Origin of the sequence: Nocardia albiluteola (assembly GCF_018860155.1) — a bacterium.
Classification (GTDB): Bacteria; Actinomycetota; Actinomycetes; order Mycobacteriales; family Mycobacteriaceae; genus Nocardia; species Nocardia albiluteola.
This window is the reverse complement of the sequence record NZ_JAHKNI010000027.1, coordinates 68,297-83,784: the sequence shown is the minus strand read 5'-3', so window position 1 is coordinate 83,784 and position 15,488 is coordinate 68,297. Positions and strand designations below refer to the sequence as shown.

The following is a 15,488-nucleotide window of genomic DNA, read 5'->3' as shown; positions in this document are numbered from 1 at the left end:
TGGCGAACATTCCGGTCGACGGCGACTAGGTTCTTGCCGGACAACGGCGGGGTGGGTCCACGGACCCACCCCGCCGTAGTGTTCTGCATGAAATGTGGCGCCGGACAAGGCGACCCCCTTGCCATCAAGACAAGTGACCTGAGTCACATTGTGGGACCGTGCGGTGGAACTGTCCGTTATGCCGTGATAGCTCTGTGTGATTCGGCCGCGAGCCCACTGGCGGCCATGCTGTCTCGAAGGGATTCCGCGTATGCGTCGTCTGCTGCTTCTGCTGCCGATTCTGGTTGTCCTCGGCTGCTCGTCCTCGGGGCATTCGCAGGTCACCGACAAGGACGCCCAGGCGGCGATCGCGCGGCTGTTCACCAAGGATGCCGCGGAGACTCCGGCGAACCCGTCCTGTGCCGGCACGCCCGCCACCGCGGTCGGCGCGAGCGTCAAATGTACGGCGAGCGACGGGTCGGGCGCGGCGTGGCCGATCACGGTGCGGGTCGCCAAGATCGAGGGCGGCATTCCGGACGTGGAGGCGGCGTTCGACGCCCCGGTGGTGACCATCGACGATGCCAAGGCCAAGATCACCCAGACGTATCGGACCTATTCCCAGAACGATGTGGCCTCGATCGACTGCAAGGGCCTGCAGAAGCTTGCGGTCGACAGCACCCGCAAGTGCACGGTGAACGAGGTCGGCGGCAAGAGTGTGCCGGTGACCTTCCAGGTGTCCGCCGTGGCGGGCGAGAAGTACTCGTACACAGTCAACATCGGCCAATAGGGTCAGCTACTTCCGTCCAAGCGAGTTCTGACGCCACTACCAGTATGATCATGCGGTAAGTGCCGGATCCGAGGTCGATGTGCGCCCCACCGCTATCGGCCAGGTAACCTCTGCCTTCGACAAAACCACAGCGAAGGATTGAACCGTCACATGACCCGAGTACGGGACAAGGAATTCCTCGGCGCGGAAGACAGTGGCTACCACAAGAGCCTCAAACCGCGTCAGCTACAGATGATCGCCATCGGCGGCGCGATCGGCACGGGACTGTTTCTCGGCGCCGGCGGGCGGCTGGCCAATGCCGGACCGGGCCTGTTCCTGGTCTACGGCGTCTGTGGTGTATTCGTCTTCTTCATCCTGCGGGCGCTCGGCGAGCTGGTGCTGCACCGGCCCTCGTCCGGATCGTTCGTGTCCTACGCCCGCGAGTTCTTCGGCGAGAAGGCCGCGTTCGTCGCCGGGTGGATGTACTTCCTGAACTGGTCGATGACGGGCATCGTGGATACCACCGCGATCGCCACGTATCTGCACTACTGGGGCGTGTTCCAACCGGTCGCGCAGTGGATCTTGGCGCTGATCGCGCTGGTGCTGGTGTTGGGCGTCAACCTGGTCTCGGTGAAGTGGTTCGGCGAGCTGGAGTTCTGGGCCGCCCTGATCAAGGTCGTCGCGCTGGTGGGCTTCCTGCTGGTCGGCGCGGTTTTCCTGGGCGGCCGGTTCACGATCCAGGGACACAGCACGGGGTTGAGCGTGCTCAGTCACGCGCACGGCCTGTTCCCGACCGGGGTGCTGCCCCTGGTCACCGTGACCTCGGGCGTCGTCTTCGCCTACGCCGCGGTCGAATTGGTGGGTACCGCCGCGGGTGAGACGGAGAATCCCGAGAAGATCATGCCGCGCGCGATCAATTCGGTGATCCTGCGTATCGGGCTGTTCTACATCGGTTCGCTGGTGCTGCTGGGGTTGCTGCTGCCCTACACCGCCTACTCGGCGGGTGAGAGCCCCTTCGTCACCTTCTTCTCCAAACTGGGTGTGCCGCATGCGGGTTCGGTGATGAACTTCGTGGTGCTGACCGCCGCGTTCTCGAGCCTGAACGCCGGTCTGTATTCGACCGGGCGCATCCTGCGCTCGATGTCCATGAACGGCAGCGCGCCCACCTTCACCGGCTGGATGAACCGTCGCGGCGTGCCCTTCGGCGGCATTCTGCTGACCAGTGTGATTGCGCTGTTCGGCATCTGGCTCAACTACCTCGTGCCCTCGCAGGCCTTCGAGATCGTGCTGAACGTGGCTTCGCTCGGGATCCTCTCCTCCTGGGCGACGATCGTGCTGTGCCAGCTGAAGCTGTGGCGGCTGTGGCGGGTCGGTCGGATGGAGCGCCCGGCGTTCCGGATGTTCGGTGCGCCCTACACGGGCATCGCGACGCTGATCTTCCTGTTCGTCGTGCTGGTGCTGATGGGCTTCGACTATCCGGTCGGCACCTGGACCGTCGCGAGCCTGGCGATCATCGTTCCGCTGCTGATCATCGGCTGGTTCGTCGTCCGGAAACGGGTGCTGGCCATCGCTCATCAGCGCGAGGGGTACACCGGCGAATTCCCCGTGGTGGCCAACATTCCCGTCGACGGCGAAAAATAGCTCCGGGCCGAGATCAGGATCCGGCGCGCTCGGCGGCCAGCCGCCGTTGCGCGTCGGACCACTCGATCGGTAGCTCCGTGGCCGGTGCCATCCAGAAGGTGAAGGTGGACTCGCGCATGACCTTTCGCTTGCGGGCGATGGTCGATTTGTGCGGCTCCGAGCCCGCATAGGCGGACAGCGCCTCCCGGTCGGACCAGGCCGACAGGGTCCAGAAGGTGCGCCGCAGCAGCTCGGCCTTGAGCGTAACGCCCAGCGCGCCAGGGGAATTGCGCGCCTGTTTGAGCAGGGACAGCGACGCCAGGAAGAATCCGGGCACCTGGTGCAGTGACTTCACCTCCAGGCGGGAGGCCATCACCTGAACCTGCGAGTCGGTGGGCGGGTTGACGGTTATCCAGGGCACTGTGGGCATGATCCGGACCTTCGACGAGGGGCGCAGGGTTGGCGTTGCCCTGCAAACATCGCACGTCCTCCCTATCTTGTCAATGGCAAGATGGGGAGCTGGTCCCGGTGCGGGCCGTTAGGCGTGCACGGTCCGGTCGCTGCGTACCTGCCAGCGGCCGTCGGTCCGGCTCAGTCGGATCGGGTGGTCGAAGCAGGCGCTGATGTTCTCGCTGGTGAGCACATCGCCGACCGGGCCCGTCGCGACGCAGCGCCCCTCGCGCAACAGCATGGCGTGCGTCGTGCCCGGCGGCAGCTCCTCGAGATGATGGGTGACCAGCACCGAGGCGAGCTCGGGATGAGCTGCCTGCAAGCGATCGATCCGGTCGATGAGCTGTTCGCGGCCGGCGACGTCCAGGCCTGTGGCGGGCTCGTCGAGCAGTAGGAGCCGGGGATTGGGCATCAGCGCGCGGGCGATGAGGGCGCGGCCGCGCTCGCCCTGGGACAACGTGGGCCAGCGCGCCGCCCGGCGATGGGCCACGCCCAGCAGCTCGATCAGCCGGTCGGCCTCGGCAAGCTGGGCGGCGGTCGGGGTCCAGCGCTGCTGCAGATCGGCGGTGTTGGTCAGGCCGGTGAGCACAACCTCGTGCACGCGCAACGGGTACGGCAGCGTGTGGCGCGGATCCACGTGACCGATCGCGGTGCGCAGCTCGCGCATGTCCACCCGGCCCAGGCGCCGGCCCAGCACCTCGACCGCGCCGCGGGTCGGGTGCTCGTACGCCCCGGCCATCCTCAGCAGCGTGGTCTTGCCCGCGCCGTTGGGGCCCAGTAGCGCCCAGTGCTCACCGGGGCGGACCGTCAGCGACACCTCGGACAGGATCGCGCTGCCGCCACGGACGAAATCCACGGCGGTGACCTGGAGGATGGGGGACTCGACCATGCGCCCACGGTAACAAACTCCTCAGACAAGCTGATAGGTGATCTGAGTCATGGGACGACTTTGGGGGGCCGGGGATGCGGGCGGTTAGGCTGTCCTGGTGAGCTTCCAAGCGGTACTTTTCGATTTCTCCGGTACGTTGTTCCGGCTCGAGGCCGACGAGAGCTGGGCTGCGGACCTCGTCCACGCCGACGGGCGGCCGTTCGACGCGGCCGAATCGGCCGAGGTGCTGCATCGTATGACTGTGCCCGTGCATCAGGCCGCGACCTTCGATGCCCATCACCAGGATGCCTGGGAGCGGCGCGATCTGGATCCCGCCAAGCATCGGGAGGTGTACGCCGAGGTGCTGCGCCAGAGTGGCGTGGATCCCGCCCCGGCCGGGCGGCTGTACCGGCGCATGGTGGATCCGCGGGAATGGGTGCCCTATCCCGATACCGGCAAGGTGCTCGAGGCCTTGTCGGGCAACGGGATTCAGGTGGCCGTGGTCAGCAACATCCCCTTCGATATCCGCCCGGCCTTCGTCGCGCACGGCTGGGATCGGTACATCGATGTGTACGCCCTGTCCTTCGAACTCGGCGTGGTCAAGCCCGATCCGCCGATCTTCGAGTGGACCCTGGACCGGCTGAGCGTGCCGGCCGAGCGGGCCCTGATGGTCGGCGACAGCATCGAGAACGACGGCGCGGCAACGGTACTGGGGTGCGCGTTCGCCCATGTCGACCCGGCGCCGACGGCCGAGCGTCGCACCGGGCTGTTGGATGCGCTCGCGGCCCACGAGCTGCCCTGAGCCTCAGCAGCCGAGCTGATCGGCCAGGTCCAGGAAATCCCGTGCGTTGATATCGAATTCGTCGCTGAACTCGGCATCGGCCAGCGCGGGATCGCCGAATTCCAGTGGCCTGGCGATGAATGCGGTCCGAAAGCCGAGCTCGGCAGCGGCGCGGATGTCGTACTTGTGGCTGGCCACCATCATGATTCGCGACGGCTCCAGGCCCAGATAGCCCGCGGCCATGCGATAGGCGCGGGGATCGGGCTTGAAGGCGCCGGCCATCTCGGCGGCGAATACGGCGTGCCACGGGAAGTCGCAATGTCGCGTGATGCTCACCACCGCATCGACATCGGCGTTGGACAGGGTGGCGAGCGTGTAACGGGTGCGCAGCCGGGTCAGGCCGGGGACCGCATCGGGCCAGGGGTCCAGGAATTTCCACTGCGAGGCGAGTTCGTGCCGCGCGGCCGGATCGAGATCCAGCCGCCGCCGGTCCAGCAGGTCGTCCAGGGCGGCGCGATAGACCGAGGCGACGCTGATCCAGGTGTCGGAGGCATTGTTCGCCCGAGTGCGGTCGAAATATGCTGCGCGCCAGTCGTTCACGAATCCCGGCCAGTCCTGCTCCGGGTATCGCGCACCCAGGATACGCGTGCATGCTCGAGTAATCGTGGCGTGGAAATCCGTTGCGGTGCCTTGGACATCGAACAGGAGCGCCTGCGGCCGGTCGATCATGGGGCGATGGTACTGCGCCGGGCTTACCGCGCGGACCGCGCCAGGGCGCGTCCGGCCGCCCGCCCGGAGAAGATGCAGCCGCCGAGGAAGGTCCCCTCGAGCGCGTTGTAGCCGTGCACGCCGCCGCCGCCGAATCCGGCCACCTCACCGGCCGCGTAGAGCCCGGTGATCGGCTCGCCCTCCGGGCCGATCACCTGCGAGTCCAGGTTGGTCTGGATGCCGCCCAGGGTCTTTCGGGTGAGGATGTTGAGCCGGACGCCGATGAGCGGGCCGTGTGCGGGGTCGAGGATGCGGTGCGGGGAGGCCACGCGTGCGATCTTGTCGCCGAGGGCGCGCCGGGCGTTGCCGATGGCCATCAGCTGCGCGTCCTTGCTGAACTTGTTGGCCACCTCGCGGTCGCGCGCGACGATCTGGCGCTCGATCTCGGCGAGGTCGAGCTCGGGGCCGCGGGAGAGCTTGTTCATGCCCGCGATCAGCTCCGGCAGGGTGCTCGCGGTCACGAAGTCCACGCCGTGCTTCAGGAAGGCGCCGACCGGGCCCGACGGGCCCTTGGCGACCCGGCTCCGCAGCGTGAACTTCAGGTCCTTGCCGGTGATGTCGGGGTTCTGCTCGGAGCCCGAGAGCATGAACTCCTTCTCGACGATCGTCTGATTCAGCACGAACCACGAGTAGTCGTAGCCGGTGGCCAGGATCGCCCGCATCGAGGCGTTGGTGTCGAATCCGGGGAAATTCGGTGCGGCCAGCCGCTTTCCGTTCGCGTCGAACCACATCGAGGACGGGCCGGGAATGATCCGGATGGCATGGTCGGGCCAGATCGGATCCCAGTTGTGCAGGCCTTCGGTGTAGTGCCACATGCGATCCCGGTTCACGATGCGCCCGCCCGCGGACTCGGTGATCCCGAGCATGCGCCCGTCCACGTGGGCCGGGACGCCCGAGATCATCGTCTGCGGGCACGGACCCATGCGCTCGGTCGGCCAGTTCTTGCGGATCAGCTCGTGGTTGTGACCGATGCCCCCGGAGGAGACCAACACCGCCGGAGCGCGGAATTCGAAGTCGCCAACCACTTCTCGCGACGACGCCTTGCCGCGGTCGAGATCGGTGGGCTCGAGCACGCTGCCCCGGGCGCCGACCACCGCACCGTCCTGCACGATCAGCTCGTCGACCCGGTGCCGGAAGGCGAATTCGACCAGGCCGCGCTGCTCCGCCGCGAGCACGGGCTCGAGAAACACGCGCACGACCTCCGGTCCGGTGCCCCAGGTGAGGTGGAAGCGGGGGACCGAATTGCCGTGCCCGTCGGCGGCCGAACCGCCGCGCTCGGCCCAGCCGACCAGCGGCGTCACCCGGAGGCCGAGATCGTGGAGGTACTGCCGCTTCTGGGTGGCGGCGAACTCCACGTAGGCGCGCGCCCACCGACGGCCCCACAGGTCCTGGTCCTCGCGATCGAATCCGGCCGAGCCCTGCCAGTCCTGCCAGGCCAGCTCGAAGGAGTCCTTGATGCCCATGCGGCGCTGCTCGGGACTGTCGACGAAGAACAATCCGCCCAGCGACCAGAAGGCCTGCCCGCCGAGGTTGTTGCGATTCTCCTGGTCCAGGACCAGCACCCGGTGACCGGCGCGGGTGAGCTCGTAGGTGGCGACCAGTCCCGCCAGTCCCGCTCCGACGACGATCGCATCCGGCTGCTGTGACGGTGCCATGAGAACTCCTTCGCGACGGTGGGCGCTGACGCTGTCCGAATTTCGATACACGAATGTATCGGATGGCGTTCAACGTATCAGATCCGACGGCGGTGAACCAGGACCCGGCGAACTTGTCGGTACCACATGGCAGGGTGCTGTCGTGCGCACCATGACAGCAGCCGCGGCCCGCCGGACGGCCCTCGCCGCGCAGGGGTTCGGGGCCCCGCGTTCGGGGGCGGCGCCCACCCGTCGCGCAATCGGGCGGGTGTGGGAGAAAACGCAGCTGCTACAACTGGATTCGGTGTCGGCCGTGGTGCGGGCGCACTACGCGCCGGTGTTCAGCCGGATCGGCGCCTATGATCGCGAGCTGCTCGACGAGGCGGCATGGAGTCACAGCGCCCGCCGCCCGCGCCGTCTGGTGGAGTATTGGGCGCACGAGGCCGCGGTCGTTCCGGTCGAGGACTGGCCGCTGTTTCGCTGGCGGATGGCGCAGTACCGCAACGGCCGCTGGGGCGGTGCCCGGGCGGTGCTCGAGCGGAATCCCGCACTGCCCAAGGATGTGCTCGAGGTGATCGGCGAATTCGGCCCCTGCACCGCCGCGCAGGTCGAGCGGCATCTCGAGCTGGACCGCCCGCGCAACAAGGATCATTGGGGCTGGAACTACAGCGACACCAAGGTGATATGCGAGCAGCTGTTCGCCATCGGCGAGTTGTCGGTGGACAGGCGGGTCGGCTTCCAGCGGCACTACGACCTGACCGAGCGGGTGCTGCCCCCGCAGGTGCTCGCGCGCCAGGTCTCCGAGCCCGACGCCGTGCGCGAGCTGGTCCGCCGGTCGGCCACCGCCCTGGGCATCGCCACCGAACCGGATCTGCGCGACTACTACCGCCTGCACCGCCGGCAGACCGAGCCCGCGATCGCCGACCTGCTCGACGCGGGCGAGCTCGAGCCGGTGCAGGTCGACGGCTGGGACAGGCCCGCATATCTGAGCGCCGGGGCGCGCACCCCGCGGCGGATCACCGGTGCCGCGCTGCTGTGCCCGTTCGATCCGCTGATCTTCTTCCGGTCGCGCACCGAGCGGATCTTCGACTTCCACTACCGCATCGAGATCTACACCCCCGAACACAAACGGGTGCACGGCTATTACGTGTTCGCCTTCCTGCTCGACGGCGAACTGGTGGCGCGGGTGGATCTGCGCGCCGAGCGGCCCGCGGGGCGGTTGCTGGTTCCGGGTGCGTTCGCCGAGCCCGGCTGGGACAGCGCGTACGTCGCGGCCGAACTCGCACGGTCGTTGCGCGAGCTGGCCGATTGGCTCGAACTGGATGCGGTGGAGATCGGCGAGCGCGGTGATCTCGCGGGCGCACTACGCAACGCAGTGCGGGGCGGACGATGAGTCCGCGCCATGTGGTCGCCGGACGGTTCGGAATCGGATGGTCGACCGGGCGACGGCGCGGTGATCGGGTCGAGCTCGCCGGCCGCCGAGCGCGTGCCGGCCGGATGGGCGGCGAGGACTGCGAGGTGTGCCGATGATCCGCGGCTGTCCGAAACTTCCGAATGTGATCATGTCGCCGATGGCGCGGTGTTACCGTCGAGTGATGTCGTGGAATCGCCAGCGGCGCAATCGGATTGTCCGGGCGGGTGCGATTGTTGCCGCCGCGATACTGGTCCTGAGTGGGTGCGGGGGATCGGCGAGTGGTCCGTCCGCCTCCGGGCCCGCGGCGCCGGGGGCGTGGCCGCCCGCCCAGGGGCGCGGTAGTTGCGGGGTGTCCAAACAGGAGAACGTCCCGGCGACCATGCGCGACGGCGTGGTGTTGAAGGCCGATGTGTATCGGCCGCAGACTTCGGATCCCGTGCCGGTGATCCTGATGCGCACCCAGTACGGCAAATCGTCGGCGCAAATCCAGCCCTCTCGCTTCCAGGCCCCGGATTGGTTCGCCTCGCACTGCTATCTCGTTGTGGTGCAGGATATCCGGGGGCAGGGCGCCTCGGGCGGTACGTTCACCGAATTCGCCAACGACCAGAACGACGGCTACGACTCGGTGGAATGGGCCGCGAAGCTGCCGGGCTCGAACGGCAAGGTCGGCATGTATGGCTCCTCGTATGTGGGTGCCACGCAATGGCTTTCGGCGGTCACGGCGCCACCGCACCTGGTCACCATCGTGCCGTCGAACACCGCCTCGGACTACTACGACGGCTGGACCTACGAGGGCGGCGAATTCCGGCTGGCCTTCGTCGAGCCGTGGGCGATGGGCACGATCGGGGCGACCGCGGCGGTCAACCGCGGCGACACCGCGACGGCCAAGCAGTTGGAGGCCGATGCGGCGCAGTACACCCGCTGGATGGGATTCCGCCCGTACCAGCAGTTCCCGCCCTTCCACCCGGGCGATCCGGCCGTGGCGCCCTGGTTCTACGACTGGATCGACCATCCCACCCGCGACGACTACTGGAAGCAGTGGAGCATTCGCGACAAGTACGCGAACGTGAAGGTTCCGGTCCTGGACTTCGAGGGCTGGTACGACGCGTTCCTGGCGGGCGGCACCGAGAATTTCAGCGGCATGGTGCAGCACGGCGGCACTCCCGAGGCTCGCGACGGTCAGCGCATCGTGATCGGCCCGTGGGACCACGTCGGCTGGGGTCGCCCGGGCGCCGACGTATCCGCACCGATGCTCGACAACATGGCCGATCCGAACGGCAGCAGCCCGGTCAACGATCTGATGCTGGCCTGGTACGACCACTTCCTGAAGGGGCGGGACAACAAGGTCGCCGGACACCCGACGGTCGACTACTTCCTGATGGGCGCGAACAAGTGGAAGACGGCCACGGCCTGGCCGCTGCCGAACACCCGCTGGACCACGTACTACCTGTCCGGTAACGGTGGCAACGGCGAGAGCGGACGCGCCGGCGCCCTCACCGCGGCGCCGCCGAAGGATCCGCAGCAGCCGGACGTCTACGACTATAACCCGCTGGATCCGGTGCCCAGCGCCGGGGGCCATTCCTGCTGCGGCGCATCGCAGGGCCCGCAGGGCCCCTACGATCAATATGTCGTCGAACAGCGCTCCGACGTGCTCACCTACACCACCGCGCCGATGCCTTCGGACACCGAACTCACCGGCCCCACCGAGGTGAAGCTGTGGGCCTCCTCCACCGCGCCCGACACCGATTTCACGGCAAAACTGGTCGCCGTCGCCCCCGACGGCTCCACGATGAATCTCAACGACGGCATCATCCGCACCCCCTTCCGTGACTCGTTGGAAAGCCCGGCCCCCACCGTCCCTGGCCAGCCCTACCAGTACACGATCAAGATCTGGCCCACGAGCTACCTGGTCAAGGCGGGATCGCGGATCCGCCTGGAGATCTCCAGCAGCGACTACCCCCAATTCGCACCCAACCCCAACACCGGCCAGCCCTTCGGTCAGAGCGCCGACACCCAGATCGCGACCCAGACCATCCTGCACGACCCCGCCCACCCGTCCTCGGTGGTGCTGCCGATCATCCCCGCGGGCGGCAGCGAGTCCAGCGAATTCCCCATGGACACAACGAAATAGCAGGTGCTCGGCGAAGGCTCGGCCGGGGATGTTTCGCGCGGTGGCGGCGCGGTGCGTTCGCGCTCGCCCGGCCGGACCAGAAGACGCCGCAAGCCGCCGCACTCCCTCGACGTCGCGATCGGCCATGCCGGCCACCAGCCCGTCTCCACGCCGGAAGGTGCTGTTCAGCACCACTCCCGAAGGCGCCGAGCTGGCCCGGGCCGCGCGCGGTCAACGCAGCGCCTGGCTGGACGCCCAGCTCGCCGCGCTCAGCCCCGAGGATCAGGACACGATTGCCCGCGCGTGCACGCTGTTGGGCAGGATCGCCGCTTCCTAGGCCGGATGCCCGAAGCCGCTGCGGCCGAAGGCTGTTCGAGCTCGGTGCGAGCCGATCAGGTGGGGGAGACCGCCATGAGTGTGGCCTGCATGAGGGCGATCGGGCGCGACAGGTCGGCATCGGAGACGACCTCGGCGGTGCACACGGTGAGATTCCGTCCGGATCGCACCACGGTTGCCGTCGCCCGGAAATCCTGTCCCACAGCGGGACTCATGAGGTTGACCTTGAATTCCACGGTGAGGACGTCTCGATCGGGCGGCTGCAGGGACAGCGCGGCATAGCCGCAGGCCGAATCGGCGACCGTGGTGATGGCGCCCGCATGGACGAATCCGTTCTGCTGGCAGATGTCCCGGCTGAACGGCAGGTGCAGGACGACGCGGCCCGGGGCGAGGCTGCCGATGGTGATTCCCAGCGTCGTCAGCAGGGTCTGGCGGCCGATGCTCTCGCGCAGCCGCGCCTCCCCGGCGGTGCTCAGGGATTCCGTCACGTCCGTCATCTGCAAAGCTCCTCGTGCAGTCCGTCACTGACGATCTTGTGCTCAGGAGGCCTCGGTCGCAACGGGTTCGCTCCCGGCGGCCTCGCGCGCCGCGGCCTCCTCGGCCTGGCGGCCCCAGCGGCCCGACAGCCAGGCGCACACATAGAGCTGGATCTGGTGGAAGATCATGAGCGGCAGCACGATCAGCCCGACCGCGTGGCCCGCGAACAGCACCGTCGCCATCGGCAGCCCGCTGGCCAGGCTCTTCTTCGAACCGCAGAAGATCATCACGATGCGGTCGCCGCGGTTGAAGTGCAGCATCCTGCCGATCGTGGTCGTCAGCGCCAGCACGAAGGCCAGCACCGTGCTGCACACCACGACGACCGCGATCAGCGACAGCGGTGAGATGCCGCGCCAGATGTGCTCGACCATGCCGTCGCTGAACGCCGTGTACACCACCAGGTAGACCGACCCCCGGTCCACGGTCTTGGTGACGGTGGCGTGCTTCATCAGCGCCTGCATCCGGGTGCGCAGCAGTTGACCGGCCAGGAACGGCAGCAGCACCTGCACGACGATCGCCACGATGGAACTCATCGACACCGTGGCCTGGCCGGTCGTGTTCATCAGCAGCATCACCAGCAGCGGGGTGACGAACACGCCGATCAGATTGGACAGCGACGCGCTGACCACCGCGCCGGCCACATTGCCCTTGGCGATCGAGGTGAACGCGATCGAGGACTGCACCGTCGAGGGCAGCAGGCACAGGTACAGCACGCCGGTGTAGAGATCGTCGGTGAGCACCGAGGGCACCAGAATGCGCAGCGCCAGCCCGATCAGCGGGAACACCAAGAAGGTGACGGCGAGCACGATCGAGTGCAGCCGCCAGTGCCTGAGCCCGTCGAGCGCCTCGTGCGGCTTCAGCCTGGCGCCGTAGAGCAGGAACAGGATTCCGATCGCGATCTTGGTGGCCCAGTCCAGGACATGGGCGGCCTCGCCCCGCGCGGGCAGCACGGCGGCGATCACGACGCTGGCCAGGATGCCGAGCATGAAGCCGTCGATGCGGAGTTTGGCTAACAATTTCACAGGACAACGATACGATCCCGGTTACTGATCGCAAAAGACGTTGGATCCGATATATTCGAACGCGTATCGTGATCAATATGTTCGATCCGGACCAGCTGCGCACCTTCCTGGCCGTCGAGCGGGCGGGCGGCTTCACGGCCGCGGGGCGCATCCTGGGCCTGCGGCAATCCACCGTGAGCGGCCATATCGCCCGGCTCGAGCGGGCGGCGGGCCGGGAGCTGTTCCGCCGCGACACGCGGAATCTGGCCCTGACCGCCGACGGCGCGGCGATGGTCGGATTCGCCCGCGCCGTCCTCGACGCGCAGACGCAGGCCGAACGGTATTTCTCCGACTCGCGGCTGACCGGCCTGATCCGCCTCGGCGCCTCGGACGACGTGATGGGCCGCGAGCTGCCGGACGTGCTGCTGGAATTCCAGCGCAGCCATCCGGGCGTGGACCTCGAGCTGACCGTCGGGTTGAGCGAGAATCTCAAGACCCGCATGGCGGCCGGGGAGCTCGATCTGATGGTCGGCAAGCGGCGGCCGGGGGAGCGGCACGGGGAACTGCTGTGGCGCGACCGGCTGGTGTGGGCGGGGCGTTCGGGCGCAACGGGTTTCACCGATCCGGTGCCGCTGGTGACCTATCCGCCGCCGAGCATGACCCGTCAGGCCGCGCTCGAGGCCCTCGAACTGCATGGCCGCACCTGGCGCATCGCGTGCACCAGCGACAGCCAGCTCGGGTTGCGCGCGGCGGTGCTCGCGGGTCTGGGGGTGATCGTGCACGCCGAAAGCCTGCTTCCCGCCGGGCTTTTCGCCGTCGAGGACGAGCGGCTGCCCGAGGTGGGCCAGCTGGAATTCGTGCTGCTGCGCCGCCGCAGCCGGCTGTCCGAGCCCGAGCGCGCGCTGTGCGAGGCGATCACCGCGGGCGCGCGCCGGGCGCATCAGGGCCGGATGCGGCAGCTGGGGTGAGGACAGCCGGATTTCCTGTCGGTGCTGGTCGTTAGTCTGGTGACGTGGCAGATCCAGCGACGTACCGACCGGCGGCGGGCACCATCCCCGTCGAGCCCGGGGTGTACAAATTCCGGGATTCGTTCGGACAGGTCATCTACGTCGGCAAGGCCAAGAGCCTGCGCAGCCGGTTGAATTCATACTTCGCCGATATCGCCGCCCTGCATCCGCGCACCCGGCAGATGGTCACCACCGCCGCGTCCGTCGAGTGGACCGTGGTGTCCACCGAGGTGGAAGCCCTTCAGCTGGAATACAACTGGATCAAGGAATTCGATCCGCGCTTCAACGTCCGCTATCGCGACGACAAGACCTACCCCATGCTCGCGGTGAGCATGAACGAGGAGTATCCGCGGGTGTTCGTCTACCGTGGCGCGCGCAAGAAGGGCGTGCGGTACTTCGGGCCGTACGCGCACGCCTGGGCCATCCGGGAGACGGTCGATCTGCTGCTGCGGGTCTTCCCGATGCGCACCTGTTCCGCGGGAGTGTTCAAGCGGCACGGGCAGATCGGCCGCCCCTGCCTGCTCGGATATATCGACAAGTGCTCCGCGCCGTGCATCGACCGGGTCAGCGCCGCCGAGCACCGCCGCATCGCCGAGGACTTCTGCGACTTCCTGGCGGGCAAGACCGATCGCATGGTCCGCGATCTGGAACGCCGGATGCACGCCGCGGCAGAGGAATTGGACTTCGAGACCGCCGCACGCCTGCGCGACGACGTGCAGGCGCTGCGCCGCGCCCTGGAGAAGCAGGCCGTGGTGCTGGGCACCGGCACCGATGCCGACGTGGTCGCCTTCGCCACCGACGAGCTCGAAGCCGCGGTGCAGATCTTCCACGTGCGTGACGGCCGGGTGCGCGGTCAGCGTGGCTGGGTGGTGGACAAGTCCGGCGACGCGGTCGATCTGGTCGGCTCGGGATCGCCCGAATCGGCGCAGGCCGACGCCCCCGCCGGGAGCACAGCCGATCGCGCCGCGGAGACTTCGGATGCGGAGCGCAATGCCCAGGCGGCGGCGCTGGCCGCGGCCGCCGCAGCCGATGTCTCCATGCCGGATTCCGCTGCCGGACTGGATTCCGCCGCCGGGCGGGATTCCGGCGCGGGGCCGGATTCCAGCGCGGGCCGGGATTCCGAGGCGGCGGCGCCGGAATCCGCGGAGCGCGAACTTGCAGCGCTGGTCGAGCAGTTCCTCATGCAGTTCTACGGCGAGCAGGCCGCGTTCGCCGAGCAGTCCGACGCCGATACCTCGGCGGCCGTGGTGCCGCGGGAGGTGCTGGTTCCCGCCCTGCCCGGTGACGCGGAGCAGGTGCAGGCCTGGCTCACCGACCTGCGCGGCTCGGCCGTGCACCTGCGGGTGCCGCAGCGTGGGGACAAGAAGGCGCTGATGGAGACCGTGCAGCGCAATGCGGCCGAGGCGCTGGCCCAGCACAAGCTCAAGCGCGCGGGCGATCTGACCGCGAGATCGGCTGCGCTGCAAGGCATCCAGGAGGCGCTGGACCTGGACACCGCACCGCTGCGGATCGAATGCGTGGACATCAGCCATGTGCAGGGCACCGATGTGGTGGCCTCGCTGGTGGTGTTCGAAGACGGGCTCGCACGGAAGTCCGAGTACCGGCACTACGCGATCAAGGAGGCCGCCGGCGAGGGCCGCTCCGACGACGTGGGCAGCATCGCCGAGGTGACCCGCCGCCGGTTCCAGCGACTGCGCCGCGACCAGGAGATCGCCGAGGCGGAGGACAATCCGACTCCGGGCATCGACCCGAAGACGGGCAAGCCCCGCAAGTTCTCCTATCCGCCCAATCTGTACGTCGTCGACGGCGGCGCGCCGCAGGTCGCGGCGGCCGCGGAGGTCCTGGACGAGCTGGGCATCACCGACGTCGCGGTCATCGGGTTGGCCAAACGCCTCGAGGAGGTGTGGGTGCCCGGCGAGCCGGACCCGGTGATCATGCCGCGCAACAGCGAGTCGCTTTACCTGTTGCAGCGGGTTCGTGACGAGGCGCATCGCTTCGCGATCACCTTCCATCGCAGCAAGCGCTCCCGCCGGATGACCGCCTCAGCGCTGGACTCCGTGCCCGGCCTGGGAGAGACGCGGCGCACCGCGCTGGTCACGCACTTCGGGTCGGTCGCCCGACTCGAACAGGCTACGGTGGAAGAGATCACGGCCGTCCCGGGGATCGGGGTGGCGACGGCGAAGGCGGTGCTCGCGGCCCTGCGCGGCGAGTGAGCTG

The 15,488-nt window shown here is 68.1% G+C and carries 14 protein-coding genes; 8 read left to right on the top strand and 6 right to left on the bottom strand.

The genetic code is table 11. From position 1 onward, the window contains the following. The first annotated feature begins 250 nt into the window (after window positions 1-250). Window positions 251-766 (top strand): DUF4333 domain-containing protein, encoded by a 516-nt coding sequence (locus tag KO481_RS41410; protein WP_215921053.1) that lies wholly within the window; start codon window positions 251-253, stop codon window positions 764-766. Between the two features lie 150 nt (window positions 767-916). Further along, window positions 917-2,386, top strand: a complete 1,470-nt coding sequence (locus KO481_RS41405) for an amino acid permease (RefSeq protein ID WP_215924040.1) — start codon at window positions 917-919, stop codon at window positions 2,384-2,386. Between the two features lie 13 nt (window positions 2,387-2,399). Here the strand turns inward: KO481_RS41405 and KO481_RS41400 are convergent, their stop codons facing one another. Continuing rightward, complete coding sequence (locus tag KO481_RS41400; RefSeq protein ID WP_215924039.1) at window positions 2,400-2,795, bottom strand: DUF3291 domain-containing protein; 396 nt, start codon at window positions 2,793-2,795, stop codon at window positions 2,400-2,402. Between the two features lie 108 nt (window positions 2,796-2,903). Next, complete coding sequence (locus KO481_RS41395) at window positions 2,904-3,704, bottom strand: ABC transporter ATP-binding protein (protein WP_215924038.1); 801 nt, start codon at window positions 3,702-3,704, stop codon at window positions 2,904-2,906. Between the two features lie 97 nt (window positions 3,705-3,801). Here KO481_RS41395 and KO481_RS41390 point away from each other — a divergent pair, with 97 nt between their 5' ends. Beyond that, entirely contained in the window at window positions 3,802-4,485 is a 684-nt protein-coding gene (locus tag KO481_RS41390; protein ID WP_215924037.1) for an HAD family hydrolase, read from the top strand. A gap of 3 nt (window positions 4,486-4,488) precedes the next feature. Here KO481_RS41390 and KO481_RS41385 read toward each other — a convergent pair whose 3' ends face one another. Together KO481_RS41385 and KO481_RS41380 are read right to left on the bottom strand one after the other, a co-directional pair. Next, complete coding sequence (locus tag KO481_RS41385) at window positions 4,489-5,193, bottom strand: haloacid dehalogenase type II (protein WP_215924036.1); 705 nt, start codon at window positions 5,191-5,193, stop codon at window positions 4,489-4,491. A gap of 23 nt (window positions 5,194-5,216) precedes the next feature. Continuing rightward, complete coding sequence (locus tag KO481_RS41380) at window positions 5,217-6,887, bottom strand: FAD-binding dehydrogenase (RefSeq protein ID WP_215924035.1); 1,671 nt, start codon at window positions 6,885-6,887, stop codon at window positions 5,217-5,219. Window positions 6,888-7,029: 142 nt separating this feature from the next. On the opposite strand from KO481_RS41380, the gene KO481_RS41375 reads away from it, so the two are divergent. The 3 genes from KO481_RS41375 to KO481_RS41365 all read left to right on the top strand — a co-directional run bounded on the left by KO481_RS41375 (window position 7,030) and on the right by KO481_RS41365 (window position 10,727). Further along, entirely contained in the window at window positions 7,030-8,259 is a 1,230-nt protein-coding gene (locus KO481_RS41375) for a winged helix-turn-helix domain-containing protein (protein WP_215924034.1), read from the top strand. Window positions 8,260-8,461: 202 nt separating this feature from the next. Next, the gene (locus tag KO481_RS41370; protein ID WP_215924033.1) at window positions 8,462-10,411 is read left to right on the top strand and encodes a CocE/NonD family hydrolase; all 1,950 of its coding nucleotides are present in this window, start codon (window positions 8,462-8,464) and stop codon (window positions 10,409-10,411) included. 157 nt (window positions 10,412-10,568) lie between these two features. Beyond that, window positions 10,569-10,727 (top strand): hypothetical protein, encoded by a 159-nt coding sequence (locus KO481_RS41365; RefSeq protein ID WP_215924032.1) that lies wholly within the window; start codon window positions 10,569-10,571, stop codon window positions 10,725-10,727. Between the two features lie 55 nt (window positions 10,728-10,782). On the opposite strand, the gene KO481_RS41360 is transcribed toward KO481_RS41365, so the two are convergent. Beyond that, a complete protein-coding gene (locus KO481_RS41360; RefSeq protein ID WP_215924031.1) occupies window positions 10,783-11,223 on the bottom strand; it encodes a PaaI family thioesterase in 441 nt (146 codons plus the stop codon). A 42-nt stretch (window positions 11,224-11,265) separates the two neighbouring features. Further along, window positions 11,266-12,285: a bile acid:sodium symporter family protein gene (locus KO481_RS41355; RefSeq protein WP_215924030.1), complete on the bottom strand. Its 1,020-nt coding sequence runs from the start codon at window positions 12,283-12,285 to the stop codon at window positions 11,266-11,268. Between the two features lie 77 nt (window positions 12,286-12,362). On the opposite strand from KO481_RS41355, the gene KO481_RS41350 reads away from it, so the two are divergent. Together KO481_RS41350 and uvrC are read left to right on the top strand one after the other, a co-directional pair. Then, window positions 12,363-13,232 carry a LysR family transcriptional regulator gene (locus tag KO481_RS41350; RefSeq protein WP_245402262.1) on the top strand — a complete coding sequence of 290 codons (870 nt, stop codon included), beginning with the start codon at window positions 12,363-12,365 and terminating at the stop codon, window positions 13,230-13,232. A gap of 44 nt (window positions 13,233-13,276) precedes the next feature. Then, complete coding sequence (gene uvrC / locus KO481_RS41345) at window positions 13,277-15,484, top strand: excinuclease ABC subunit UvrC (RefSeq protein WP_215924029.1); 2,208 nt, start codon at window positions 13,277-13,279, stop codon at window positions 15,482-15,484. Window positions 15,485-15,488: the final 4 nt, after the last annotated feature.